Source organism: Arthrobacter sp. TMN-50 (assembly GCF_054511125.1).
The window spans coordinates 30,351-53,281 of the sequence record NZ_JBTNDG010000009.1 but is presented as its reverse complement, the minus strand read 5'-3'; the positions used below and the strand labels follow the sequence as shown (position 1 = coordinate 53,281).

The 22,931-nt window shown below is 62.3% G+C and carries 25 protein-coding genes; 8 read left to right on the top strand and 17 right to left on the bottom strand.

All coding sequences use genetic code 11. The features are described from left to right. Positions 1-26 precede the first annotated feature (26 nt). Genes eda through ACX80A_RS11410 form a run of 7 tightly spaced genes read right to left on the bottom strand, consistent with a single transcriptional unit; the run spans position 27 to position 8,566 of the window. Complete coding sequence (gene eda, locus ACX80A_RS11440) at positions 27-701, bottom strand: bifunctional 4-hydroxy-2-oxoglutarate aldolase/2-dehydro-3-deoxy-phosphogluconate aldolase (RefSeq protein WP_459259833.1); 675 nt, start codon at positions 699-701, stop codon at positions 27-29. Continuing rightward, a complete protein-coding gene (kduI, locus tag ACX80A_RS11435; RefSeq protein ID WP_459259832.1) occupies positions 698-1,531 on the bottom strand; it encodes a 5-dehydro-4-deoxy-D-glucuronate isomerase in 834 nt (277 codons plus the stop codon). Before kduI (ACX80A_RS11435) ends, eda begins: the two co-directional genes overlap by 4 nt. Then, a complete protein-coding gene (locus tag ACX80A_RS11430) occupies positions 1,528-2,631 on the bottom strand; it encodes a glycoside hydrolase family 88 protein (RefSeq protein ID WP_459259831.1) in 1,104 nt (367 codons plus the stop codon). The genes kduI (ACX80A_RS11435) and ACX80A_RS11430 overlap by 4 nt, the downstream gene beginning before the upstream one ends. Then, positions 2,621-5,398 (bottom strand): hypothetical protein, encoded by a 2,778-nt coding sequence (locus ACX80A_RS11425; RefSeq protein WP_459259830.1) that lies wholly within the window; start codon positions 5,396-5,398, stop codon positions 2,621-2,623. Before ACX80A_RS11425 ends, ACX80A_RS11430 begins: the two co-directional genes overlap by 11 nt. Positions 5,399-5,445: 47 nt before the next feature. Then, positions 5,446-6,336, bottom strand: a complete 891-nt coding sequence (locus ACX80A_RS11420) for a carbohydrate ABC transporter permease (RefSeq protein WP_459259829.1) — start codon at positions 6,334-6,336, stop codon at positions 5,446-5,448. Beyond that, the gene (locus ACX80A_RS11415; protein ID WP_459259828.1) at positions 6,333-7,244 is read right to left on the bottom strand and encodes a carbohydrate ABC transporter permease; all 912 of its coding nucleotides are present in this window, start codon (positions 7,242-7,244) and stop codon (positions 6,333-6,335) included. Before ACX80A_RS11415 ends, ACX80A_RS11420 begins: the two co-directional genes overlap by 4 nt. Beyond that, positions 7,241-8,566, bottom strand: coding sequence for an ABC transporter substrate-binding protein (locus ACX80A_RS11410; protein WP_459259827.1), 1,326 nt, complete (start codon positions 8,564-8,566; stop codon positions 7,241-7,243). Before ACX80A_RS11410 ends, ACX80A_RS11415 begins: the two co-directional genes overlap by 4 nt. 226 nt (positions 8,567-8,792) lie before the next feature. Between ACX80A_RS11410 and kduI (ACX80A_RS11405) the strand changes: the two genes are divergently transcribed. Genes kduI (ACX80A_RS11405) through ACX80A_RS11395 form a run of 3 tightly spaced genes read left to right on the top strand, consistent with a single transcriptional unit; the run spans position 8,793 to position 11,088 of the window. Continuing rightward, the gene (gene kduI, locus ACX80A_RS11405) at positions 8,793-9,572 is read left to right on the top strand and encodes a 5-dehydro-4-deoxy-D-glucuronate isomerase (RefSeq protein ID WP_459259826.1); all 780 of its coding nucleotides are present in this window, start codon (positions 8,793-8,795) and stop codon (positions 9,570-9,572) included. After that, on the top strand, positions 9,569-10,318 hold the full coding sequence (locus ACX80A_RS11400) for an SDR family oxidoreductase (protein WP_459259825.1): 750 nt from the start codon (positions 9,569-9,571) through the stop codon (positions 10,316-10,318). Before kduI (ACX80A_RS11405) ends, ACX80A_RS11400 begins: the two co-directional genes overlap by 4 nt. Then, positions 10,315-11,088, top strand: a complete 774-nt coding sequence (locus ACX80A_RS11395) for an IclR family transcriptional regulator (RefSeq protein WP_459259824.1) — start codon at positions 10,315-10,317, stop codon at positions 11,086-11,088. The genes ACX80A_RS11400 and ACX80A_RS11395 overlap by 4 nt, the downstream gene beginning before the upstream one ends. 78 nt (positions 11,089-11,166) lie before the next feature. On the opposite strand, the gene ACX80A_RS11390 is transcribed toward ACX80A_RS11395, so the two are convergent. From ACX80A_RS11390 to ACX80A_RS11350, 9 genes are all read right to left on the bottom strand, one after another. Beyond that, complete coding sequence (locus ACX80A_RS11390; protein WP_459259822.1) at positions 11,167-11,508, bottom strand: TfoX/Sxy family protein; 342 nt, start codon at positions 11,506-11,508, stop codon at positions 11,167-11,169. Positions 11,509-11,693: 185 nt separating this feature from the next. Then, on the bottom strand, positions 11,694-12,278 hold the full coding sequence (locus ACX80A_RS11385; RefSeq protein ID WP_459259821.1) for a dTMP kinase: 585 nt from the start codon (positions 12,276-12,278) through the stop codon (positions 11,694-11,696). 34 nt (positions 12,279-12,312) lie between these two features. Further along, on the bottom strand, positions 12,313-12,627 hold the full coding sequence (locus ACX80A_RS11380) for a MarR family transcriptional regulator (RefSeq protein WP_459259819.1): 315 nt from the start codon (positions 12,625-12,627) through the stop codon (positions 12,313-12,315). A gap of 134 nt (positions 12,628-12,761) precedes the next feature. Next, the gene (gene rbsD, locus ACX80A_RS11375; protein ID WP_459259817.1) at positions 12,762-13,145 is read right to left on the bottom strand and encodes a D-ribose pyranase; all 384 of its coding nucleotides are present in this window, start codon (positions 13,143-13,145) and stop codon (positions 12,762-12,764) included. Beyond that, positions 13,142-14,098, bottom strand: coding sequence for a ribokinase (locus ACX80A_RS11370; RefSeq protein WP_459259816.1), 957 nt, complete (start codon positions 14,096-14,098; stop codon positions 13,142-13,144). Before ACX80A_RS11370 ends, rbsD begins: the two co-directional genes overlap by 4 nt. Continuing rightward, positions 14,095-15,036 carry a substrate-binding domain-containing protein gene (locus ACX80A_RS11365; RefSeq protein WP_459259815.1) on the bottom strand — a complete coding sequence of 314 codons (942 nt, stop codon included), beginning with the start codon at positions 15,034-15,036 and terminating at the stop codon, positions 14,095-14,097. The genes ACX80A_RS11370 and ACX80A_RS11365 overlap by 4 nt, the downstream gene beginning before the upstream one ends. A 47-nt stretch (positions 15,037-15,083) precedes the next feature. Further along, a complete protein-coding gene (locus ACX80A_RS11360; RefSeq protein ID WP_459259814.1) occupies positions 15,084-16,067 on the bottom strand; it encodes an ABC transporter permease in 984 nt (327 codons plus the stop codon). After that, positions 16,060-17,595 (bottom strand): sugar ABC transporter ATP-binding protein, encoded by a 1,536-nt coding sequence (locus tag ACX80A_RS11355; protein WP_459259813.1) that lies wholly within the window; start codon positions 17,593-17,595, stop codon positions 16,060-16,062. Before ACX80A_RS11355 ends, ACX80A_RS11360 begins: the two co-directional genes overlap by 8 nt. Continuing rightward, complete coding sequence (locus tag ACX80A_RS11350; RefSeq protein ID WP_459259812.1) at positions 17,592-18,605, bottom strand: LacI family DNA-binding transcriptional regulator; 1,014 nt, start codon at positions 18,603-18,605, stop codon at positions 17,592-17,594. The genes ACX80A_RS11355 and ACX80A_RS11350 overlap by 4 nt, the downstream gene beginning before the upstream one ends. A 231-nt stretch (positions 18,606-18,836) precedes the next feature. On the opposite strand from ACX80A_RS11350, the gene ACX80A_RS11345 reads away from it, so the two are divergent. Both ACX80A_RS11345 and ACX80A_RS11340 read left to right on the top strand, forming a co-directional pair. Next, positions 18,837-19,166, top strand: a complete 330-nt coding sequence (locus ACX80A_RS11345; RefSeq protein WP_459259811.1) for an ArsR/SmtB family transcription factor — start codon at positions 18,837-18,839, stop codon at positions 19,164-19,166. Further along, the gene (locus ACX80A_RS11340; RefSeq protein ID WP_459259810.1) at positions 19,166-19,828 is read left to right on the top strand and encodes a cation diffusion facilitator family transporter; all 663 of its coding nucleotides are present in this window, start codon (positions 19,166-19,168) and stop codon (positions 19,826-19,828) included. Before ACX80A_RS11345 ends, ACX80A_RS11340 begins: the two co-directional genes overlap by 1 nt. A gap of 11 nt (positions 19,829-19,839) precedes the next feature. Here ACX80A_RS11340 and ACX80A_RS11335 read toward each other — a convergent pair whose 3' ends face one another. Next, on the bottom strand, positions 19,840-20,412 hold the full coding sequence (locus ACX80A_RS11335; RefSeq protein WP_459259809.1) for a hypothetical protein: 573 nt from the start codon (positions 20,410-20,412) through the stop codon (positions 19,840-19,842). Between the two features lie 178 nt (positions 20,413-20,590). Between ACX80A_RS11335 and ACX80A_RS11330 the strand changes: the two genes are divergently transcribed. Genes ACX80A_RS11330 through fmdA form a run of 3 tightly spaced genes read left to right on the top strand, consistent with a single transcriptional unit; the run spans position 20,591 to position 22,838 of the window. Next, positions 20,591-21,226 (top strand): AmiS/UreI family transporter, encoded by a 636-nt coding sequence (locus ACX80A_RS11330; protein ID WP_459259808.1) that lies wholly within the window; start codon positions 20,591-20,593, stop codon positions 21,224-21,226. A gap of 33 nt (positions 21,227-21,259) precedes the next feature. Further along, the gene (locus tag ACX80A_RS11325; protein WP_459259807.1) at positions 21,260-21,550 is read left to right on the top strand and encodes an FmdB family zinc ribbon protein; all 291 of its coding nucleotides are present in this window, start codon (positions 21,260-21,262) and stop codon (positions 21,548-21,550) included. Positions 21,551-21,581: 31 nt separating this feature from the next. Next, complete coding sequence (fmdA, locus tag ACX80A_RS11320) at positions 21,582-22,838, top strand: formamidase (protein WP_459259806.1); 1,257 nt, start codon at positions 21,582-21,584, stop codon at positions 22,836-22,838. Positions 22,839-22,931: the final 93 nt, after the last annotated feature.

The window sequence follows — 22,931 nt, the reverse complement described above, 5'->3', positions numbered from 1 at the left end:
TAGTGGTCGTCCTTCACTGGGTGGAATCACTGGTTCACCCCAGGCTTGGCAGAACGGGCCACCTGGACGGACTCTGCGGCCAGTGTCTGAATCAGAGCGAAATCCCCGGTCCGAATGGCCTGACGTGGGACCATCCAACTACCGCCTACCGCACTGACGTTGGGCAGGCTAAGGTAGCTGGCAAGATTGCTCAGATCGATGCCGCCCGTCGGGACTATACGCACGTCGGCGAAGGGGCCCGCGAACGCCTTGACAGCCTCAGCACCACCCGAAGTGCCCGCCGGAAAAAACTTCAACGTGGTGAGCCCCATCTCCACGCACCCCTGAATCTCGGTGGCGGTAACCGCACCAGGGATAACCACGACACCGCGGTCCTGGCAATGCTGCACGATCCTCGGATTGAAGCCCGGCGACACAACAAACTCGGCACCAGCCGAGACAGCGACATCAACCTGCTCTACAGTGGTCACGGTCCCGGCACCCAGGAGCACCCGGTGGGGCCCCTCGGTAAGGCCGGAGTCCGCCACGGCACGCAGCGCGTCGGCCGCAGCAGGTGTTCGGAAGGTGATCTCAGCGAGTGGCAGCCCGGCATCTTTCAGCGCGGTCAGTAGTTGTACTGCATGCTTGGCATCATCGATGACCACAACAGGGACCAAGCCCAACGCATCGACAAACGCAAGCACGTTGCCTGAAACGCTCATGCCATCTCCGTGACGTGGACGCCGTCCATGTCGTTATACGTGGTGTTTTCGCCAGCCGTCGCCCAGACGAAGGTGTAGGCTCCAGTGCCCGCGCCGAAGTGCACAGACCAGCTGGGCGAAATGACTAGTTGACGGTTCGCGACCACCAAATGCCTTGTTTCGTTAGCCTCACCCATGAAATGGAAGACCCGCTCTGCCGGGTGAAGATCGAAGTAGAGGTAGCACTCCGTCCGCCGGTCATGCGTATGTGCCGGCATGGTGTTCCACGCGCTGCCTTCATGAATCCGGGTGTAACCGAAGGCAATCTGTGAACTTCGGGTGCCGCCCTCGTAGATGCACTGGTTGAGTGTCCTGCGGTTGGCGGCCTCAGCAGAACCCAGCTCCACCACATTCACCATGTCCGGGGTAATCAGTGTGGTGGGTAAATCCTGATGCGAAGTCGCGGTGAACACATAGAACGCTGCTGGGTTCCCGGAATCCTCTGACGAGAACGATACATCCGACGTGCCCCGGCCCAGATACATGGTCTCCGTGTGGTCCAGTGCGTAGTCGATTCCGCCAGCGCTGACGACGCCGGGGCCCCCGAGGTTGATGACGCCAGCTTCACGCCGCTGCAGTAGATGCTCGGCGCGAACCAAGTCAGGAACCGGAAGCGCCAGAGGCTCGTCCAAAGGCACGATGCCCAGTGCGAGGATACGGTCGTGGTGTGTGTGGAGTCCATTGACCTGACCCGGTTGAAAGAGATTTTCACCGAGGAAGGACTCACGCAATTCCTGCGTGGTCATCAGGGCGACGTCGTCGGGATTGTGGGCATACCGGTCCGTGATCATACATTCTCCTGATGATTGGTTGTTTCGCGCCAGGCTGCGATTGCTTCGAGTGCAAGACCCTGCCCCCACAGTTGAATCCGGTCATCGCGGATGACTGAATAGCCGAACGGGATGAGTTGGAGAACGGTTCCGGCGCTCACCCGGGTCAGCACGCCGTCGTTGACGTAGGCAAGCGCACCGCGGACGGCGAGTTCGCCAGCGGCGCGCAGATCAACAGACGACCGTTGCGCCGGGGGCGCGCCTTGCAGGAATGCGTCCGTGCGAAGCATGGCTGCGCCGATTCCCGCAGCCGCTGAGGTCTCCAGAACGCCGCGAACTTCCACCTGTCCGTCAACAAGAACGTCCCAGACCCCGTGCGGGGGTTGCAGCGTTGCCAAAGCGTGCAACTGCCGTTGGAGACGCTCGCTGACCTCGTCGATTCCATCCGCGGTTGGTGCAAGTGCCAGTAGGTCGGCGGCGGCAAGCGCTGTCCAGGCGTTGGCCCGGCCCCAGAAGTTATCAATCCGGGTACCTGCGTGGGTGCCGTGCGCAAAGAGTCCGGTGTCCTCGTCCTGCAGCAGCTCAGCGTGGGCGATCCATTGGTTGACTGCGTCCTGCACGAGTTCAGACCGTTCCAGGGTGACCCCAGCGCGGAGCAGGAACTCGCCGGCCATGTAGACGGTGTCCGCCCACACGCCGTCAGGCCAGTGCTCCAATGCGCCGTTAGGAGCTCGGGTGGCTTCTGGCGCTTTCTCGTACCATCTGATGCAGGCTTCGAGCAGTGCCTTCGTCCCTGCGCTGGGTGCCCTGCGGTGGAGTTCCGCGATGGCCGCACCTGGGGCGAGGTTGTTAACGTGCTCCAGTGCAGGCGGGCTAGCAATGAAGGACTTGGCAAAGGTGGTGACGAGTTCGGGGCTCGCTGCCCCGCGGGCGGCCGCCGCACGCCATACGGCGAGCAGGCACACTCCCTCGCCCCAGAACCACCGTTCGATGCCGGTTCCGGCGGTTCGGGAGATCAGGGCAGTCTCCAGGTCGTCAATGCCTGCAATCAGTTGTTCGCGGGACAGTGCGGTAACTGGCGGTGAGGACAGCTCGGCCGACGTTGTGTCTTCACCCGCCATGGAACACTCTCCCCGCGTGTTCCTTGGGAATACTCGCTGCGTCGAGCGGATATCGGTTTGCCATCCCTGAGAGCGCTTCGGCGACCTCAAGCCGCAGGGACTTACCATTCCAGTTGACGTCCGTGACCGGATCCCCGAATTCAGCGCACACTGCCGGGTTTTCCAGATGGGGATCACGTTCGGGGACACCGTCAACTAGTCCAGCGGGAACGCCATCCACCAGGAAGGCCGTATCGAAGCTGACTTCCAGCGTCGGCTTGCCGTGGCGCTGGAAACGGACGCCCGGATCCTGTTCTCCGCGCGGGTGCCAATCAATAGGGTTGGCGGTGAGACGCTCGACCCACTGGGCAAAATCCCCGTCCACAGTTGCCCGGCCCACCACACCCACCCAGACGGATCCACCCCGCGCCGGAAGCCATTCCTGCCCCGCCGTTTCGCCGTCGAACATTTCCCGTACGCCGCCAGGGGTTGCGACAGCGACGTAACCGTTCCCCCGCCGGGCGAGGATCCAGTCGCCGATGACAACGTGCTCGTCGGTCTGGGTAATGGGCAGCCACAGGTGAGTTGTGCGTTCAGGATCGGTGGTGGTGAACCGCTGGAGGTGCACCAGCGACTCACGGTGTTGATGTACTCGAGGAAGTATCCGGTGCCCCGCCCACGCGTTCGGCCGGGCAGAGGACCCGGTGTCGGAATTCGCTGGATGGGTGACGAAGACCTGCAGTTCCCGCCCGAGCGTCGCACCCCAGACGTGCTCCTGCAGCCCGGGTAGGCCAGCCCGGTAATCCTGCACGCTTGAAAGCATCACATCGGGCGTCTTATAGATTCGCAGATCCGAGCGGTACGGGCGTTCCAGGAGGTCGCGGTCGTAGGCAAGTTCGCCGCGGTAGACCTGCCGCCCCCACCATTCGTCAGGCTGATTTCCGGCGAGCTCCCTGACGACATCCGGGATGGAATACTTTCGTGCCAAGGTGAGCGCCGTGACGGGTAGTACCGCGTCATTGAGCGTCCCGACGCCAGCGATGAGCCGGAGGATGGGGGAGGTCTCCTCGAATCGCGAGCTACGCAAGGTATGAACGTACGACCTTCCGTGCGCTGCCCCGTGGGTGCCACGCCAGGAGTTGGTGGCCAGGGTGACGAGAACCTTGTCCAACAGTGTCCGGGAGGCGTTGACCAGTGACTCCTCTTGGCTGAGTTCGATCAATGCGCACAGTGCATAGCTGTCGATGGCGAGATAGGCGTTGGAGTCGAACTCACTGAATCCTCCCCGCAGTTTGCGGGTAAGCCATCCTGCCGCTCGCGCGCTGGCCTCGGCAGCATGTTCGCTGCCGGACCGGCAATCGACGTCGAACACCGCGTCGGGGAAGGTTTCTCCGGCGAGTAGTTCAGCGACGTGCCAGACGAACTGGTGGTTTTCGGTGAAGTAGCACATGGCGTCCAGACCAGGCTGGGTGATCCAGTACTTCATGCCCGTGATCGCTGCCGCGACTTCCGTGCGGACCGCTGCATCCCACTGCTGCTCCGGAATCCAATGCCAGGCCAACAGCAGGGACACCACTTCAAAGTCGGCGCAGTCACCGCGGGTAAGGACGCGATGGAGGGCGGACTCCAGGTCTTCGGCGCCTACCGTAGTCGTGTCATCCAGAGCGTAGCGTCCAAGCAGGCCAGCGACGCCTGTTTCCCGTGGCGGGGCCTCACCCCGGCCGGTAATGTGTTCCAGCACCTCATGCCGCCAGGACTCGGGGTCTCCGGACGGTTCATTGGTGCTCAACGGTGGCAGGACAGCCACACGCATGCGCAGGGTCTGTGGGCAGCGTGCATCGTCGAGGCCCACCTCCACGATGCTTTCACCACTGGAGAGCATCGACGCTCCCGCTGTCCGGGCGACGTCGGCACCCTCGTCTTCCTCCTCCGGCGCGTCCTCCAGCAGGTAGGTTACGGTGCCGTTCTCATCGGCACGCAGATGCTGCCAGGCGGCGTGCTCGCCGACGCGAAGCCGCAGTGCTGTGCCAGCCGGTGCCCGCAGCGTACCCTCCCGGCCTTCCTGAGCCCAGGACCGGGAGGCTACCTGCGCGAGAATCGTTTCGGCCAGCCGGGCCGCGGACTCGTCTGCACCCGGCGAGGGAATCACCACACGTACCGGCAGCCCGACCACGCGGAGCCTGGCAATCTGGCGGCACTCGCGGAAGGCAACCTGCCACATTGCCAGGTGAACCGTTGTGGTGCGGGAATGCAGCCGGACCCGCACCGAGTGGACCTCCGGTTCCATATAGGAAACCTTGCCGCTCTGAAGCACCACTTCGCCGTCTAGCCACAGGACGAATGGGCCTGTGGTGTGTAGCTCGATGGTGCGCCAATCGCTTTGGTCGACCTCAAGGACAGTGCTTGCCAATGAATACCGGTACTCAGGAGTGAAGCAGAATGCGGACCAATCCAGAAGCCCGTCCTTGCCGGTGCGCGTCCGCCGCCAATTGGCTTGAAATACCGTCCCATCAGCGGACCACTGGATGTCTCCGCCCTCTTGTGGCTCCGGAAGCGCCTGTGTGGTGATGGGATGAGCCTGGTAGAGCCGTTCCTTCAGGTCGCCGACGTCGGGACCATTGGTCAGGACCCATCGACCCTCGCCCCACGGATTCCCGTCAGGGGAAAGGAAGTTCTCCAAATCACCACACGGTGCCGCCCACGCGGGGGATACCAACCAATCGCGGATGGTGCCGTCCGGTCCCGTGGCATGCACGGTCCTGTTCGTTGGCTTCGAAGCTTCACTCATTTGGGTCTAGTTTTCCTTTGCGTCTGGAGTGGGGATGGTGAAGGGGATTACTTGATGCCGGTGTTCGCGATGCCCGTGGTGATCTGTTTCTGGAAGAACAGGAACAGAATGATGACTGGCAAAATGCTGACCACGCTCATGGCGATGATGAGGTTGAATGGCACGGTTTCCTGCGCGGTGAACCGGGCCAGAGCTACTGGCAGCGTGTAGACACTTTCGCTTTGTGCCACCACCAGGGGCCAGAGGAAGTCATTCCAGCGCCACATAATCGACAGGATAGCCACTACGGCGAGGGCTGGTCGACAGACCGGCAGCACGATGCGAAGGAAGATCTTGAATTCCCCCGCGCCGTCAACGCGTGCGGCCTCAATCAATTCATCGGGAATGGACAGCATGTACTGGCGCAGGATGAAGACCCCGGTTGGCGTGGCCGCCGCCGGGATGATCAGCCCCCATAGGGTGTTGACCATCCCGAAGGACGCAACCACCTGGTACACCGGGATCAGGATGACCTGGAGTGGAATCATGATCGTCGCAAGCGTCAGCAGGAACAGTGCGTTCCTGCCGCGGAAGTTGTATTTCGCCAGGGCGTAGGCAGCCATAGAGTTGATGACGAGGGTTAGCGCGGTCGCTGCGATCGTGACGATGACACTATTCATCAGATAGGTGCCGAAATCGAACCGGGTCAGGGCCTCGGCATAGTTGGTGAGGCCCCAGGAATCAGGAAGCAGGCTCGGCGGCCGCTCTGACAACTCGGTGGGGGTCTTGAACGAACCAAGCACCAGCCAAAGAATGGGAATAAGTGCTACGAGCGCAGAGGTGGTCAGGATCGTGACGCGCAGTGCGTCGGTCGACGTGACTTTCCGCTGGCCCGTAGTGGTCCACGAGTTTTTCAGACGCGAGCCGCGTGGCGACTCGACGGTCTGGGCGGTGCTCATACTGCCTCCCTCTTGCGTCCGATCAGGTAGTTGACGATCGTGATCGCGAATATTGCGCAGAAGAGCAGGACGCTCCCGGCTGCCGCAGCGCCGTACCTGATGGGTGAGACGAAACCGTTCTCATAGATGTATTGGACGATGAGCGTTGTTGCTCCCACCGGCCCGCCGCCCGTGAGGGTGTAGATGTAGTCGAATGCCTGGAATCCGTGGATGGTTGCCAGCACCACGACAACGAGGATGCTGGGCTGGAGAAGCGGAAAGGTGATGTTGAGGAACTGGCGCCAGCGTGAGGCTCCGTCGATGCCGGCAGCCTCGTAAAGGGTTGGGTCAATGCTTTGAAGGCCCGCCAAAAGGATCAGCATGTAGAAGCCCACTTGCATCCAGACCCCGACTACGATGACGGCGATCAGTGCGAGGGAGCTATCGACCAGCCAGGGGATTTCCGGGACGCCGAAGGTGCCGAGAAACGTGTTGACTAGACCGTTCTGACGTTCCAGCATCCAGTTCCAGACCAGACCGACCACCACCGGCGAAATAAGGACCGGGATGAAGAACGCGGCTCTGAAAAAGGATCGGCCCCGTCGCTGCTGGTCCACCAGGACTGCCAGCATGACGCCTATGACGACGGACAGGAGGACGAACGCCACCGCGTAGATGACGGTGCTGATCACGATGTCCCAGAACTCGGCGTCCCCGAGGATCTGCTGATAATTCCCTGTTCCTTCGTACTCGAAGGTGCGCCCGTTGGACGAGGAATACAGGGAGATGTTCAGACCGTTGATGGCGGGCCAGATGGTGAACAGGCCAAAAATTGCCATGTTGGGAAGAAGGAACAGATAGGGGGCCAGGCGCAGGCCCAGCGGCGGCTTGCGACGCCGCTGGGCCTGCTTGGCAGGCGCCTCAATCATGGCGCGAGTTCCTCCACGAGGGCTTCTGTGCTGGCTTTAAGGTCGCTAACAGCCGTTGACAGGTCTTTCTCGCCGGCAAGAACCTGGGAGATCTCATCGACAAGTTCGGTTCCTGCACCTGCAAGCGCGGGGGCTGCGTTGGCTTCGTAACCGAGCTCGGGGGTCCTGGCCAGGTCCTCAAGGAAAACGTCCATATCTTCCTGACGGTCTGGATACTCAACGCCTTGCTCAGACAGATCTGCCCTTGTGGGCAGGAAGCCGCTGGCGGTGATGAACGTTTCCTGGTTCTCAGTGGTGTTCATGAAGCGAATGAATTCGGCGGCCAAAGCCGGGTTGGGACCTTCGGCGAGCGCCGCCATGTATTTGCCGCCCGGGAATCCGCCGCATTCTTCCGCGCAGGGGTTGGGGGCAACCGCCCAGTTGAATTCAGCATTCTCGGCGAACTGTCCAACCTGCCAGTTCCCGGACAGGTAAACCGGGGTGTCCTGAGCGAGGAAGATTTCGTTTGCGCCCTCATACCGTGTGCCGGAACCGAGCCAGAAGTCGCGCGGCATGCGGTTGTCTTCCATCATTTCAATGAGTGGGGTCAGTGCCTGTTCTGCTTTGGCAGGATCGAGGACGGCTTCGTTGCCAGAGGCGAGTGCCGTTCCGTACTGGCTGAGAATTGTCGAAACGCGGTGACCCGATTTGTCCATGGCGAACGCGTACTCGGTGCCGGTGGCGTCCTTCACCTCGGTGGCCGCGTCGACCATTTCCTCCCAGGTCCAGGGATCGGCCGGGTCGGGGAGGTCCACTCCTGCTTCCTCGAACAGGTCGACGTTGACGAATGGCCCATTGAGCGTAGCGTCTGAAGGGACCGCCAAAAGCTCCTCGTTGTCCCCGAGCGCTCCCGTCAGCGGACCGGGAAGGAACTCCTCGGCGTAGTCTTCGCCGAGGTAGGTACGCAGGTCGAGCAGGTCGGCACGGAAGTCGGTTAAGCCGGTGAGCCTTACGACGTCGGGAGCGTTGCCGCCGGAGAGCCGCGCCTGAGTGGACGTCACGAGGTCCGCGTAGGGCAGCACCTCGAGCTCGACGGTCACGTCATGCTCCTGCTCGAACTCTGCAATCAGGTCTCTGGTGGCCTGTTCGTCCGGGCCATCCGTGAAGTACACATAGCTAAGGGTTTCGCCAGCAAATTCCGCCGGGTCCACACTCTGCACCTCAAGCGGTGTGTCCTCCGCGGAGTTTTCGCCGATAACTTCACCGGGTGCGCACGCCGCGAGCAGGACCGTTGCGCCGGCGGCAATCAGCAGGCGGGTTGTGATTCGTCTATTTTTAGCCACTTACATCCTCCTTGATGGTGATCCCGCCTTCGCAGGACAGTGCTCTACATCACGAACACCTAAGGATCATGACTGATATCCAGAAAAATGGAAAGAGTCTTTCCGGTGAGTAGAAAATATGATCTAGTGATGTTATGACCCGGCGACGCCGCATGGACGGTACCGTCTTCCCAACGCCAAGGAGCCCTGAACAGTGAGACGACTGTGGAGCACCCATCCAGATGACTTGTCCGCCCTAACCAACGAGAAGTTGAAAGACCGTTTTGTGGTTTCTGGACTCTTCGGCCCGGGAGAAATTCGTTTTGCCTACGCGCACGATGACCGGTTGGTCATCGGCGGAGTGGTCGTCACGGGTGAACCTCTTCAACTATCGAGCCCACCTGAACTGCGGTCGAAAGAGTTCCTTGATCGGCGCGAGATGGGGATTGTAGGTCTGGAGGGATCGGTTTCGGTACGGGCTGGAGAGGAAACGTGGGAGGTGGCTTCCCACGACGTTCTGTATCTGCCGTGCGGGACTGGCCCGGTTGTATTTTCCGGTAAAGGGGCGGTGTACCTGGTGTCTGCGCCAGCTCACCGGCGAACGACGGCGGCGCTAGCCTCGCGTGAAGGGGTTGAGGCTGTTCACCTCGGTTCCGGGGAGGAAGCGAACGTACGAACTATCCGTAAGTACATTCATGCTGACGGGATTGAATCGAATCAGCTCGTTCTGGGCATCACCACGCTGAGTGCTGGATCGGTGTGGAACACCATGCCACCACATCTGCACAACCGCCGAACCGAAATTTATCTCTACGACGGTTTGGGTGACGCTGTCCTCTTCCACCAAATGGGGGAACCACACAATGTCCGCCAGTTGATCCTGGGAAATCGGGACGCAGTCGTAGCTCCGCCGTGGTCCATTCACAGCGGCGCCGCTACCGCCGCTTACTCGTTTGTGTGGGCAATGGCGGGGGAGAATATCGATTACACCGATGTCGAGGCCGTGAAGCCGGGTGACCTGCGGTGAATGCCGATCTTCTACGTCCGCTTGAGGGTCAGCATGCCGTTGTTACGGGAGCCCGTACCGGTATTGGGCTCGCCTGCGCGGAGCGACTCGCCAAAGCCGGGGCCAACGTCACGTTGTGGGGCCATCGAGGTATGGACGAAGCGGCGCAGTCCGTTGCGCGGCATGGCGGCCCGGTCGACGTGATCGTTTCCGATCTGGGGGACCCCCTCGATGCCCGCGCCCAGGCCGAACGGCTGGGAGCAGTAGACATCCTGGTGAACAACGCCGGCATCATTCACCGGGAGCCGGCGGCTGCACACGCGCCGGATGCGTGGACCCGGGTGCTCTCATTGAACCTTGATACCATCTGGCACCTGAGCCAGGTGTTCGGCGCCGGAATGATCGACCGCGGCCACGGGCGGGTGATATCAATCGCTTCCCTGCTTTCCTTCCAAGGCGGGATCAACGTGCCGTCCTATGCGGCGTCCAAGCACGCCGTCGTCGGGCTGACCAAGGCTCTGGCAAACGAGTGGGCTGCGAAGGGGGTTACAGTCAACGCCGTCGCTCCCGGCTATATCGCAACGAACAATACCGAAGCGTTACGCAATGACGTTGACCGTGAGCGTTCCATTCGTGAGCGCATTCCGGCTGGCCGATGGGGGTCGCCCGAGGATATCGCGGGGGCGGTGGCTTTTCTTGCCGGGCCGGAGGCCGGATACGTGAATGGCCACACGCTTGTGGTCGATGGTGGGTGGATGGGTCGATGACCGATTTGGAAGCCCCGGCCACTCAACAGCAACGGTCCTCCCTGATGAAGGGCCTGGCTGTGTTGGAAGCCGTCGCAGTGCATCACCGAGTTTCCGACATTTCAACTGCCACCAATCTATCCGTAAGCACCGTCCACAGGATGCTCAGCGACCTGGCCGAGAACGGTTGGGTCGAGCAGAACGAGGATAGGACTTATTGTCCGGGACTTCGCGTGCATGCCTTACTGACGCTTCTCCACAACGATGGGCAAGTGGTGGACGTGGCGCTTCCCTACCTTCACGCGCTCCGTGACAGGGTGGGTTTCACCATCCATATGGCCCGTTTCGGGCAGGACGGCCTGGTGTACATCGCCAAGATTGATGGGCCGGCGTCCTATCAAATGCGATCGCGGGTTGGAGATGCCATCCCGCTCTGGTCGACGGCCATCGGTAAAGCCGTTCTCGCCGCACTGGATGAGAGTTCGACCCGTAATCTGATCAGCACCGCGGCGCTGCAGCGCCGCACCGACAAGACCATCATGTCCAAAAAGGCACTATGGGAGCAGATTGAAGTAATCCGCAAGCGTGGGTGGTCAGTTGACGACGAGGAAAATGAAATGCATATCCGCTGCGTGGGCACCGTTTTGCACGACGGCAAAGACCGACTGATCGGTGGACTGAGTTGTTCGGGGTTGGACCACGAGATGACAGCCGAAAGGGTTCAGCAGATTGCGCCGCTGATCATTGAGACGGCCAGCCTGATCAGCAAGAAGCTTCGCTCGGGCGGTTGATCTGGCGTCATCGGCCTAACAACTGGAGATACCCCGTACGGCGTCTAACCGGACGAACTGCGGTTCTCGGTTCAGGGTTCAGCCCGGCGCGTTCCGGGAGTCGATGCCCACGGTGACCCAATAGGCGAGTTCCGCGTCGTCGTCGAACTGTTGACGTGGCACAGTCAGCCAGCCGCGCCCCATCGGCTTCTCCTGACCCATCAGCGCCGGCACCCCACCGCGACGAAGCAGATCATCGTAGTCGGCCGGGTTGGTGCGCACCAGCAGGTCACCGGCGCGATCGGCGGCAACTGCCATGCGGTCATCGACCATGAACGAGACGGCGCCGAACATTCGTATCTCTCGTACATTCTGGTAGGCGGCGAAGAGGTCTCGAAGCCGCTGAGCAAGAATGTCGCGTGCAAAACCAGTGGTCGTCATGGTAGCTCCCTTGCTCGCAGATGCACTTTGAATATGATGCGAGGGCCGTTTCCTGTCAAGGGACAGTGCGCGACGGGACCTGTGCCATTCGCTGGTTTACGGAGGTGTTGCGCGCCCCGGGTGCGAAGCCAGAGCACGATGAGATCGCCACGAGGATCGCGCTGGCGTAGCGGGCATGGGTATACTCACGGCTGACGCCCCAGGCCGCACACCCCAAGTTCCTGCAAGATGTCCTCGACAACCCGCTCGGACGAGTGGTTTGCATCAATGCGGACGAACGACGAAAAGTCATCAAGCTCTTTGTACGCCTTATCCAGGGCTCCGAGATGCTCAAGGGTCTCAGTGTCCGCAGCGCGGCTGCTGACTCGTGCATAGGCGACGTCGGCGTCAACCTCGAAGTAGAACACCACATTCGGGGTAGGTAGGACCTTGATCAGGCTAGGCAGAAACCGGCCCGGACGTAGACCCCGCACTTGCCGCAGCGCGAGCTGGCAGTAGAGGTACCGGTCCATGACGACAACACCGGAATTCTTCCTGGCGCGCAGGTGGGAGACCGCTACATTGACACAGCGCATGCCGGTTTCTATCCCGTCCAACACGGTCATAGGCACCCGAAAACCGGTCCGGTCGAGCCAAGCGGTCATGCTTCGGCGGCCGGAGGGGTTAGCGGTAAAGATTGCGGGATAACCGGCAGCGGCAAGCTGCTCGGTCAGCAGTTGACCGGCTGTGGTCTTGCCAGCCCCATCGACGCCGGAGAGAACGATGATCACGGCTCGTCGTGCAGGTGGGTTAGGTCCTGATCTCTCACGATAACTCCTTTCGTGAATGTCCGTCGGTGGGGGCGAAGATCGCCAGAAGTGCGCCAATCTCTTGGAGACGCTGCAGGTAACCGGCGTCTTCTAAATCCGCAAGAATGTGAAGGGTTGCTCTGGCAATGATTCCCACTGTGGCGGCTATCTCTTCGACAAGCGCATTCGGGTTCCCATTGATGGTCAGGAGCACATGGCTGTGATTGGTGAGGAACGTCCACGGAGGACGTTGGGCTGGAGCGGTACCGTGGTTCGCTGCGTCGGGGGCCTGGCGGTTGGCGACAAAGCCGGCTGAGCTGGGGTGGGACATGGGAGTGATTCTTTCCTTTGATGTACTGAAATTGTCCTCCTCCGTCCTTCCCTGCGCACTCCCGGCTGTCGTCCGCTCGGAGCGCGTCTTCTGAGTCCTCCCGCCTAGCTCCGTTTCAACAGATGTTTCGAACGCTAAAAGGTCACACCGCAGCGCAGCGCCACGTTCGCGAACGGGGTCGCCTCGCCGGTTCGGATGATCAGTCGAGCGGACGGCAGGAGAGCCTTCAGGTCCTCGTGACTCACGAAGTCCGGGTTCAGACCCCCGCTGCGAACGACGTCCTCGACCGATGAGCCCATCGCCTCGGAAGCCAGCAGCGAGGATTCGATCTGGATCTCGGCCAGTACCGCCTGCAGCACCCTGGTGAAGGACGGAACCCCCTTCACCAGGGCCAAGTCGACGACGGTGCCCGCATCGGGCAGGGGCATCCCGACGTCGGCAATCACCACGAGATGGCCGTGGCCCAGGGTCCCAAGGATCCCGTTCAGCGGTCCATTGAGGATTCCGGTCTTCTTCACGCGTCGCCGTCCTGTCCAGTAGTTGAGAATGGGGTGGTGGGTGCTGTAGGCAGCAGGTCACTGAGCGAGGGGTAGGAGGGCTGAGCGCCTTCGGCCCCGACGGCGAATGCCCCGACCAGCACGGCAACCTGCACGGCGTCCGGCAAGGAATCCCCGGCGCTCAACCGGGCGGCCAGCGCGCCGGTGAAGGCATCGCCAGCCCCGGTGGTGTCCACGACGGGAACCTTCGGCGCCGGGATCTCCAGCAAGTCGGCACCGAAAGCCAGCAGGGCTCCGTCGCCGCCCAAGGTCATCACGACGGATGAGAAACCGCAGCCCACCAGCGCCCGTGCGGTGGCCCCGTGATCGGAAGTATCGGCCGAACCGGTAAGCTGCGCCAGCACCAGCGCGCCTTCATGTTCGTTGACCACCAGCGGGTCGGCCCGCAGCAGAGCGGCCCGGTCCAAGGAAATGACCGGCGCGAGGTTGACGACCACCCGTCCGCGGGCCAACGCAACGGCTGCAGCGACCGAGGCAGCAGGAATCTCGCCCTGCAATACCAGCACTGCGGCGTCGGCGATCACCTGCGACGACGAGGCAACTAACTCCGGGGTCACTTCGGCGTTGGCGCCGGGGATCACCACGATCGTGTTCTCGCCGTCGTCGTCGACCTCCACGATGGCCACGCCGGTGGTGGTTCCCACGCGCTGCACGGCGCCGGTATCAACACCGGCACCGTGCAGCCCGGAGAGGGCGACGTCCGTGTAGGCGTCCTGACCTACCGCGCCAATCATGGCGGTCCGGGCGCCAAGCTTCGCCGCAGCTACGGCCTGGTTGGCGCCCTTGCCGCCGGGCATCACCGTCATGGTCCGGCCCAGCAGGGTTTCGCCCGGCGCAGGGTGGCGTTCCAGAGTGACTACGAGGTCGGCGTTGATGGACCCTACGACGACGACGCCCGACGGCTCAGTGCTCATTCGGTGAATTCTCCGACATTGTCGGTGTTCACGGTGGTGACGGGAACAGGGATGGTTTCTTCAACGGTTTCACCGGCGAGGAGCTGTTCCAGAACTTCAACTGCCTGCTTGCCCAGTTCGGCGGGCTGCTGCGCGATAGTGGCTGTCATGGTACCCGCCTCGATGGCGGCCAGGCCGTCTTCGGTGCCGTCGAAGCCAACCACGCTGACGTCGTCGCCGGCACGGTCGCCCAGGGCCTGGATGGCGCCGAGCGCCATTTCGTCGTTCTCGGCGAAGATGCCGGTCACGTCGGGGTTGGCCTGCAACAGGTTCGTTGCCACGTTCAGTGCTTCGGCGCGGTCGAAGTTGGCGGTCTGCATGGCCACCACGGTGATGTTGGGGTACGCAGCCATGCCTTCTTCGAAGCCGGCGCCGCGGTCACGGCTGGCTGAGGTGCCGGCGACGCCCTGCAGGACAATCACTTCGCCCTCTTCGCCCATGGCTGCCGCCAGTTCGTCGGCCGCCTGGCGGCCGCCCGCCACGTTGTCGCTGGAGACGAGGGACTGGACCTCGGCCCCGTTGACGGCGCGGTCGACGGCAACTACCGGAATGTCGGCGTCGATCAGCGGTGCCACCGAGGCGGCTGCGGCGTCGGAATCCACCGGGTTGATTAGGACGGCGTCGGTGCCGCTGGTGGCGGCGGTCGCCAGCTGGTTGGTCTGCGTGGCGGAGTCGTTTTGGGCATCGACGACCTCGAGTTCGATGCCAGCGGCCTCGGCTGCTGCCTCGGCGCCGTCGCGCAGCTCAACGAAGAACGGGTTGTTCAGGGTGGATAGCGCCAGGGTGGCCGATGCGGAACCCTCGGCTGCCTCGTCGCCGCCGCGGTTGCACGCGGTCATGCTCAGGGCGAGCGCCAGGGAGACGGTCAGTGCTGCGGTTTTGCGGGAAGTGAACTTCATTGTTGTTTCCTAACTCAGTAATGGATTTTTGATAGCGGAGGGAAGGTTTAGTGGGGTGCGTTCTTGCGCCGCAGAGAATCGATGCCGACGGCGACGGCGATCACCACGCCAATCACCACCTGCTGCCAGAAGGAGGAGACGTTCAGCAGGTTCAGGCCGTTGCGGATGACCACCAGAACCAGGGCGCCCACCAGGGTGCCGGTGATGCGGCCTACGCCGCCAGCCAGTGAGGCGCCACCGATGACGACCGCGGCAATCGCGTCCAGCTCGTAGCCCACGGCAGCCTGTGGCTGGGCAGAGTCCAACCGTCCCGACAGCAATAGGCCTGCCACTGCGGCGAACAGTCCGGAAAGCGCGAAGACGGTAACCAGAACCTTGCGGACCGGGACGCCGGACAGACGCGCGGCTTCAGAGTTGCCGCCCACCGCGTACATGTAGCGCCCTATCACGGTGAAGTTCAGGATGAACGCTGCCGCGAGCCCGGCGATCACCAGCACCACGATCGGCATCGGGATAACGCCCAGATTCCCGCCGAGGAAGGACACCTCGGGTGCGGTAGGGATGGGTCGACCGTCGGAGAGGACCAGGGTCAGACCGCGGGCCACGCTCAACATGGCCAACGTGGCGATGAAGGACGGAAGGCGCCCGAACGCTACCGCATAACCACTCACCGCACCGCTCAGCGTGCCGATCGCCAGGCCGCCGATCACGGCAACCCAGCCCGGCATGGATCCCTGCGAGAAGATCCACGCGGACCCCATTGCGGACAACGCCGCCACGGAGCCGACGGACAGGTCAATGCCCGCCGCAACGATCACGAAGGTCAGCCCGAACGCCAGGACAGCGATCACCGAGGCCTGGATACCAATGTTCAGCAGGTTGGGGCCGGTGAGGAAGTCTGGGGTGGCGATGAACAGGGCAAGCCCCAGCACCACCAGGCCTACCAGTGCCCCGTTGTCGGCGAGGAACTTCTTTGTCCTCGCTCCGCCCGACACCTGCTTGGGTGCGGTAGCGGTTGCAACCTTATTCATGACCGTCCTCCATTGACTTGTCTTCGAGATCACGCTGCACGTCGCGCACGGCCAGCGTCATGATGGCGTCCTGGGTGGCATCTTCAGCCCCCAGTTCACCTGAAATGTGTCCACCGCTCATCACCAGGATTCGGTCGCTCATCCCAAGGACCTCGGGGAGTTCGCTGGAGACCATGACGACAGCGCCGCCGGCAGCGGTGATCGCGTTCATCAGTTCGTAAATTTCAACCTTGGCGCCAACGTCGACGCCGCGGGTTGGTTCATCGAGGAGCAACACCGAGGAGTTCGCCACAATCCAGCGGGCGAAGACCGCCTTCTGCTGGTTTCCGCCGGAGAGGGATCCCACCGGCTGGTCCAGGGTGTGCATGCGGATGCGGAGCTTGGCGGCAATCTCCTGGGCGCGACTGCGCTGGCCAGCGCGGTCTACCAGGCCGGACTTTGCCGTTGTCCCAAGCGTCGCGTACCCAATGTTCTCGTTGATTGTTGCTCCGAGGACCAGGCCCTGGCCCTTCCGGTCTTCGGGCACGTGCCCGATGCCGGCTCGCACCGCTGCGCCGATGTTGGACTTCGGGAGGTCTTTACCCCGGACCTGCACACTGCCGTCCACGTACGGGTCAGCTCCGGCGATGGCGCGGATGACTTCGGTACGACCCGCGCCGACCAGACCGGCCAGGCCCACGATCTCGCCCGCACGAACCGAGAAGGTGACGTCGTCGATGACCCCCTTGGTGGAGAGTCCCTTCACTTCCAGGAGAATGTCGGCGGAGCCGTCCCATTCGCGGCGGCGGGGGAACTGCGCTTCTATGGAGCGGCCCACCATCAGGCGGACCAATTCGTCTTCGTGGGTGTCGGCAGGCACTTCGGCGATGAATTCGCCGTCGCGCAGGACCGACACGGAGTCACCGATGGAGGCGATCTCGTCGAGATGGTGGGAGATGAAAACCATGCCGACGTCGCGCTTGCGCAGGTCCTCGATGACAGCGAACAGCGCGGCGATCTCGCGCTTGGTAAGGGCAGCGGTCGGTTCGTCGAGGACGAGCATGCGGGCGTTGAGGCTGAGGGCCTTGGCAATTTCGACGAGTTGCTGGCGGGCGATGCCTAAGTCTCCGACCTGATGGTCGACGTCGATGTCGAGGCCGATCAATTCGAGGGCTTCGCGGGCGGTCTCGCGCATCTTTCGTTTGTCCACCAGGCCGAAGCGGCGGGGGAAGCGGCCCATGGAGATGTTCTCTGCGACGGTCATCGATCCGACAAGATTGAGCTCCTGATGGATGGTGGCAATGCCGTGAGCTTCGGAGTCCTTGGTGTCGGTAATTTTGACTTCGTCGCCGTCGACGAGGATGCGGCCGCCGTCGGGCTGGTGCACGCCGGCCATCATTTTGATCAGGGTGGACTTACCGGCACCGTTTTCGCCGAGTAGGACCTGCACTTTGCCGGGGTAGACATTGACCGTCACCCCCTTGATCACGGTGACCGGACCGAAGGACTTGGTGACGTTGTCCAGGGTGAGGATGGGTCTGGCGTTCATGGTGGAGTGCTTCCTGGGAGGGGCGGGGTAGAGCCACGAATGATGAGCTTGCTGGGGAGAATGACTGATGCGGGGGTCGCGCCGGCGATCACCTGGGTGAGCATTTCGACGGCCTGACGGCCCATGGAGTCGACGTCGTGGGCGATGACGGTGAGGGCGGGGTTGAGGAGGGTGAAGGCTTCGATGTCGTCGTAGGCGACGAATGCGAGGTCAGTGCCGATGCCGATGCCGCTTTCGTTGCAGACACCGATGGCACCGATGCTCATGAGGCTGTCTGCAGCGAGGAGGGCGGTCGGCGGCTCGGGGAGTTCGAGCAGATGGCGTGCCCCCGCTGCGCCACTGGCGGCCTGGAAGTCGCCGAGGAAGATGAGGTCCGCGTCGTCGTCCGCGTCAGTTTCGGCGAGGGCGTCCTGGTAGGCGGCGAGCCGTTCGCGGCCGGTGGAGGTGGACTGCGGGCCGGCGATGTAGCCGATGCGACGGTGGCCCTGGGCGGTGAGGTGGCGGACCGCTTCCTGGATGCCGGTGACGTTGTCGGGGGTGACGCTGGGGACGGCGGTGTCAGCGATGACGCGGTCGACGAAGACGGTAGGGATGCCGCTGTCGAGGATGCTTTTGAGGCTATCGAGGTCCCCAAGGGGCGCGGCGATGAGGCCGTCGACGCGCTGGGAGAGCAAGACGTCGAAGTAGCGGTCCTGCTGTTCAGCGCTTTCGTTGGCGTTGCCGAAGAGGGTGAGATATTTGAAGTCGCGGGCACGCTGTTCAATCGCGTGGGCCAGATCGGCGAAGAAGGGGTTGCGGACGTCGGGGAGGACCAGGCCGATGGTTTCGGTGGTGGTCTTTCGGAGGGAGCGGGCCTGGGCGTTGGGGCGGAAGCCGAGTTGCTGGGCGGCCTCGGTGACGGTGGCGCGGGCTTCAGCAGAAGTCGAAGGATGTCCGGAGAGCACGCGCGAGGCGGTTGCTACTGAGACCCCCGCCTTGTCGGCGACGTCTTTGATCGTCAGTGATCGCACCCTGTTGCTCCTCAACCACCATGGAATCGTTTCCATGGAATCGATTCCAAACTATGCCACAGGTCGAGAAGGCGGTCAATGCTGTTCTCAGTTGAATCTGGCTGCAACAGGCGTTGTAGCCAGCGACGATGATCGCTTTGAACCCGACGGGTGATTCGGGTAGGGCGAGCGGTCAGACATCAGGTTGCATACAGTTTCCCATGAATTCAGTGAACGCTGTACTATGGGCGGATGGAGACTTTGACGCATTCATCGGTGCTGTCCAGGTTCGGTCATGCTCTTTCCGATCCGACCCGATGCGGGATTCTGCTGGCGCTCCGGGATGCTCCGGCGTACCCGAGCGACCTTGCGGATGTGTTGGGGGTGAGCCGTCAAGGCCTGTCCAACCATTTGGCCTGTTTGCGCGGGTGCGGGTTGGTGGTGGCCGTTCCTGAAGGGCGTCGGACCCGCTACGAACTAGCCGATCCGAAACTGCACAACGCACTCACCGAATTGCTGGCTGTGGTGTTGGCGACCGATCCAGAACACTGCGCCAATAGCGCGTCCGAGGGATGCCGCTGATGAGTTTACTGACACCCCTCACTGCCGGCCGTCCCGGCTCGGCCCGTCGGGCGATACTTTCACGTCGCATCCGTCTCTTCGTCGCCGCGACGATCACCTACAACGTGATTGAAGCCGCGGTAGCAATCACCGCCGGAACGGTGGCGTCCTCCAGCGCCCTGATCGCCTTTGGGCTTGACTCGATCGTTGAGGTGACTTCCGCCGCTGCGGTAGCCTGGCAGTTCTTCGCCAAGGATCCCGAAACGCGGGAGAAAACAGCACTACGATTCATCGCGTTCTCCTTCTTCGGATTGGCCCTTTTCGTCGGATTCGACGCTATCCGGGCCCTCATCTATGGTTCCGAGGCCGATCACTCAACCGTTGGGATCGTGCTTGCCGCGGTCAGCCTGGCGATCATGCCGTTGCTGTCCTATTTCCAACGCCGTGCCGGCCGCGAGTTGGGGTCGAAGTCAGCTGTCGCGGATTCAAAGCAAACCCTGCTGTGTTCCTACCTCTCCGGGGTACTGCTGGCAGGGCTCCTGCTAAACAGCTTTCTTGGCTGGTCCTGGGCGGACCCAATCGCCGCATTGGTCATCGCCGTCTGGGCGATCAAAGAAGGCCGAGAAGCGTGGAAGGGTGACGCCTGTTGCGCGAACCCACTGCGCCGCCCGGAGGCTGACTAGCCGTCTACCGCTCAAAGCTCAGGTCCGTCAGTTGTCGGCTTCGAATGGGCGTCTTCAAGGCGGGCAAGGGCGTTCTCGTCTGCCGCTAGATGCATCATGCCTTTGTCGGTCCGCACGACGGCGACAGCCCACCCTCGGCGCCAAGCCCTCGGCTTCTTTGCCGGCTCGGTCCAGTCAACGATCTCCAGGATGGCATACTTCCTCTTCCGGCCAGCCGGCGAAGGCTGCACGTCGCCCAGCTGCGTCTGAAAATCCAGTGCCTGCCCGTCCAGCTGGACCACACCGTCGTCCCACAGGTCCCGCAGCGAGCCAAGCAAGGCATTTGCGAACCTTATGGAACAGTCGAAGATACCCCGGGCGAACTCCGCTTCAAGCCGTCTCCGGCGCTCGGCACCCGCAGGCCGCATCAGCAAGTACAGCAGGCCGACATAAATGAATAAGGTGAACCCGGTTCGAGCCCAGAAGTCGAAACCGAGGCCCTCCAAAAACCCCCAGATCAGGTACGCAGGGAACACAACACCAAGGGAGACCAGGAGTTGAAGTTTCTCCCATTTGCCGATCTTGGCTCGTTTAATGTCGTCCATGCACTCAGCGTAGCCATAGCGCGCACTACCTCCATTGACAGCAAATTTCCGGACTACTAACGTCGCCGTCACAAGTTCATATGCTGAGACTCATCTACTGCTTCTGGACTCCCTGTCCGGTGTCCTGGAGCGGCTTTCCTAACTCAAGCTTTATCTTTTCGCCCTTTCGAGGAGCGCCATGAGCAGCGTTGGTTTGTTGTACGTCGGAGCGGTTCTTTTCATCAATGGACTCATGCTGATCGGGCTAGTTCCGGGCAAGTCCGCCGCGATCCTCAACCTCTTCGTCGGGGTGATGCAGGTAGTCTTCCCGACCATCATCCTCATTCAGTCCAACAATGATCTGTCGGTCATCTTTGGTGCTGCGGGACTCTATCTCTTCGGCTTCACCTACCTCTATGTCGGCATCCTGCAAATGACCGGGATCAGCGGAGAGGGATTGGGCTGGTTCTCCATCTTCGTCGCAGGCTGCGCCGGGATCATCGGCATCCTCCAGTTCACCCTGGTGGGAGACCCGGTCTTCGGGGCGATCTGGCTGACCTGGGCTGTCCTGTGGTTCCTCTTTTTCCTGCTCCTGGGTCTGGGTCGGGAATCCCTGACCTTCGTGACCGGCTGGTTCACCATCTTCGTCGCCCACATCACCGGGACCATTCCTGCCTTCCTCCTGCTGACAGGCAGGTACGAGACGAACGACGGGTACGCCGTCATCGTGGCAATTGCCGCTGCAGCCGCGTTGGCCGCAGCCTTCGTCCTCGGGCGTAGGGGCATCCCCCGAAGCAGGACGTCGCGCGAGGGCCAAGTAGTAGCGCCAGCTTAAAAGACCCGACGCGTAGGAAGGACAGCCCGTCCAATGCCGATCTACGAATACCGGTGCCCCGACTGCAGCATCTTCGAGGTCATCAGTCCGATGGGTGCAGCGTCCGACCTGCGACCCTGCCCCGCTTGCGGCCAGGCAGCCCGCCGAAAAATCAGTGCGCCTAACCTGTCCAAAACCGGATCGGCGGCCTTCCAACTCATCGACTCAACCCAACGCAGCGCCTCAGAGCCGCCGATTGTCTCAGGGGCACTGCCAGGTAGGTCGACCCGTCAAAGCCAGCGCTACACGTCCAATCCACTTCACAGTAAACTGCCGCGACCCTAGACCCTGGCGCGGCTAACCCAGAGGAGACGAAATGCCCGACGTCATATTTCCGCTTGACTCAACAAAGAAGTTTGAGGATCAGGAAAAGATTGGACACAACCGGTGGCACCCGGAGATTCCACCGGTGGCGACGGTCAAGCCGGGGGACTCCTTCAGGGTCCACTGCCGTGAATGGTTCGACGGGGCGATCGTCAACGATGATTCCGCGGACGATATCCTCAACGCCCCACTGCTGACCGTCCACAAGCTCAGCGGGCCCTTCGCCGTCGAAGGCGTCAAGCCCGGCGACCTCCTGGTCGTCGACATTCTCGACGTCGGCCCCATCCCGCAGGAAGACTCCGGTCCGCTGGCAGGGCAGGGCTGGGGGTACACCGGTATCTTCTCGCGGAACAACGGCGGTGGCTTCCTCACCGAGCAGTTCCCCGACGCGTACAAGGCGATCTGGGACTTTACCGGCCAGGTGGCCACGTCACGGCACGTACCTAATGTCTCCTATGTGGGGCTTATTCACCCGGGTTTGATGGGAACCGCTCCCTCCGCCGAGCTGCTGGCCAAATGGAACAAGCGGGAGGGGGACCTGATTGCCACGGACCCCAACCGGGTACCGCCGCTGGCGCTGCCGCCCGAGCCGCAATTCGCTGTGCTGGGGGGCCTGCCGGCGTCGGAGTTCGACCGGGTCGCGGGCGAGGCTGCCCGCACCGCACCCCCACGGGAGAATGGCGGCAACCAGGACATCAAGAACCTGTCGAAGGGCACCCGCATTTTCTACCCGGTGTTCGTGGACGGCGCTAACCTGTCGCTCGGGGATCTGCACTTCTCTCAGGGCGACGGCGAAATCACCTTCTGCGGCGCCATCGAGATGGGCGGGTTCATCGACCTTCGGGTCGATGTCATCAAGGGCGGCATGGACACCTATGGGGTGAGCGAGAACGCCATCTTCATGCCGGGCATCGTGGATCCCCGCTACAGCGAGTGGATTGCGTTCTCCGGCACCTCGGTGACCCTGGAGGGGAAACAGCACTATCTCGATTCGCACCTGTCCTACCAGCGGGCCTGTCTGCATGCCATCGATTACCTGACCAAGTTCGGTTACAGCCCGGAGCAGGCCTACCTGCTCCTCGGGTCGGCGCCGATCGAGGGCAGGCTCTCCGGCGTGGTCGATATCCCCAACTCGTGTTCAACGGTGTACATCCCGACGTCGATTTTCGACTTCGACGTCCGTCCGTCGTCCGCGGGCCCACACCAGATCGACCCGGGGATGGGCGCGCCAAAGTCCAACAACGTGTAGGTGCCCTCCGCAGACCGCCGGTGCCAGTGCGCGGCTACGCTTCTGGCGCCGGTGCTGCGTGCACTCGGTCTGCCGTGTGCACCCGATATTGTT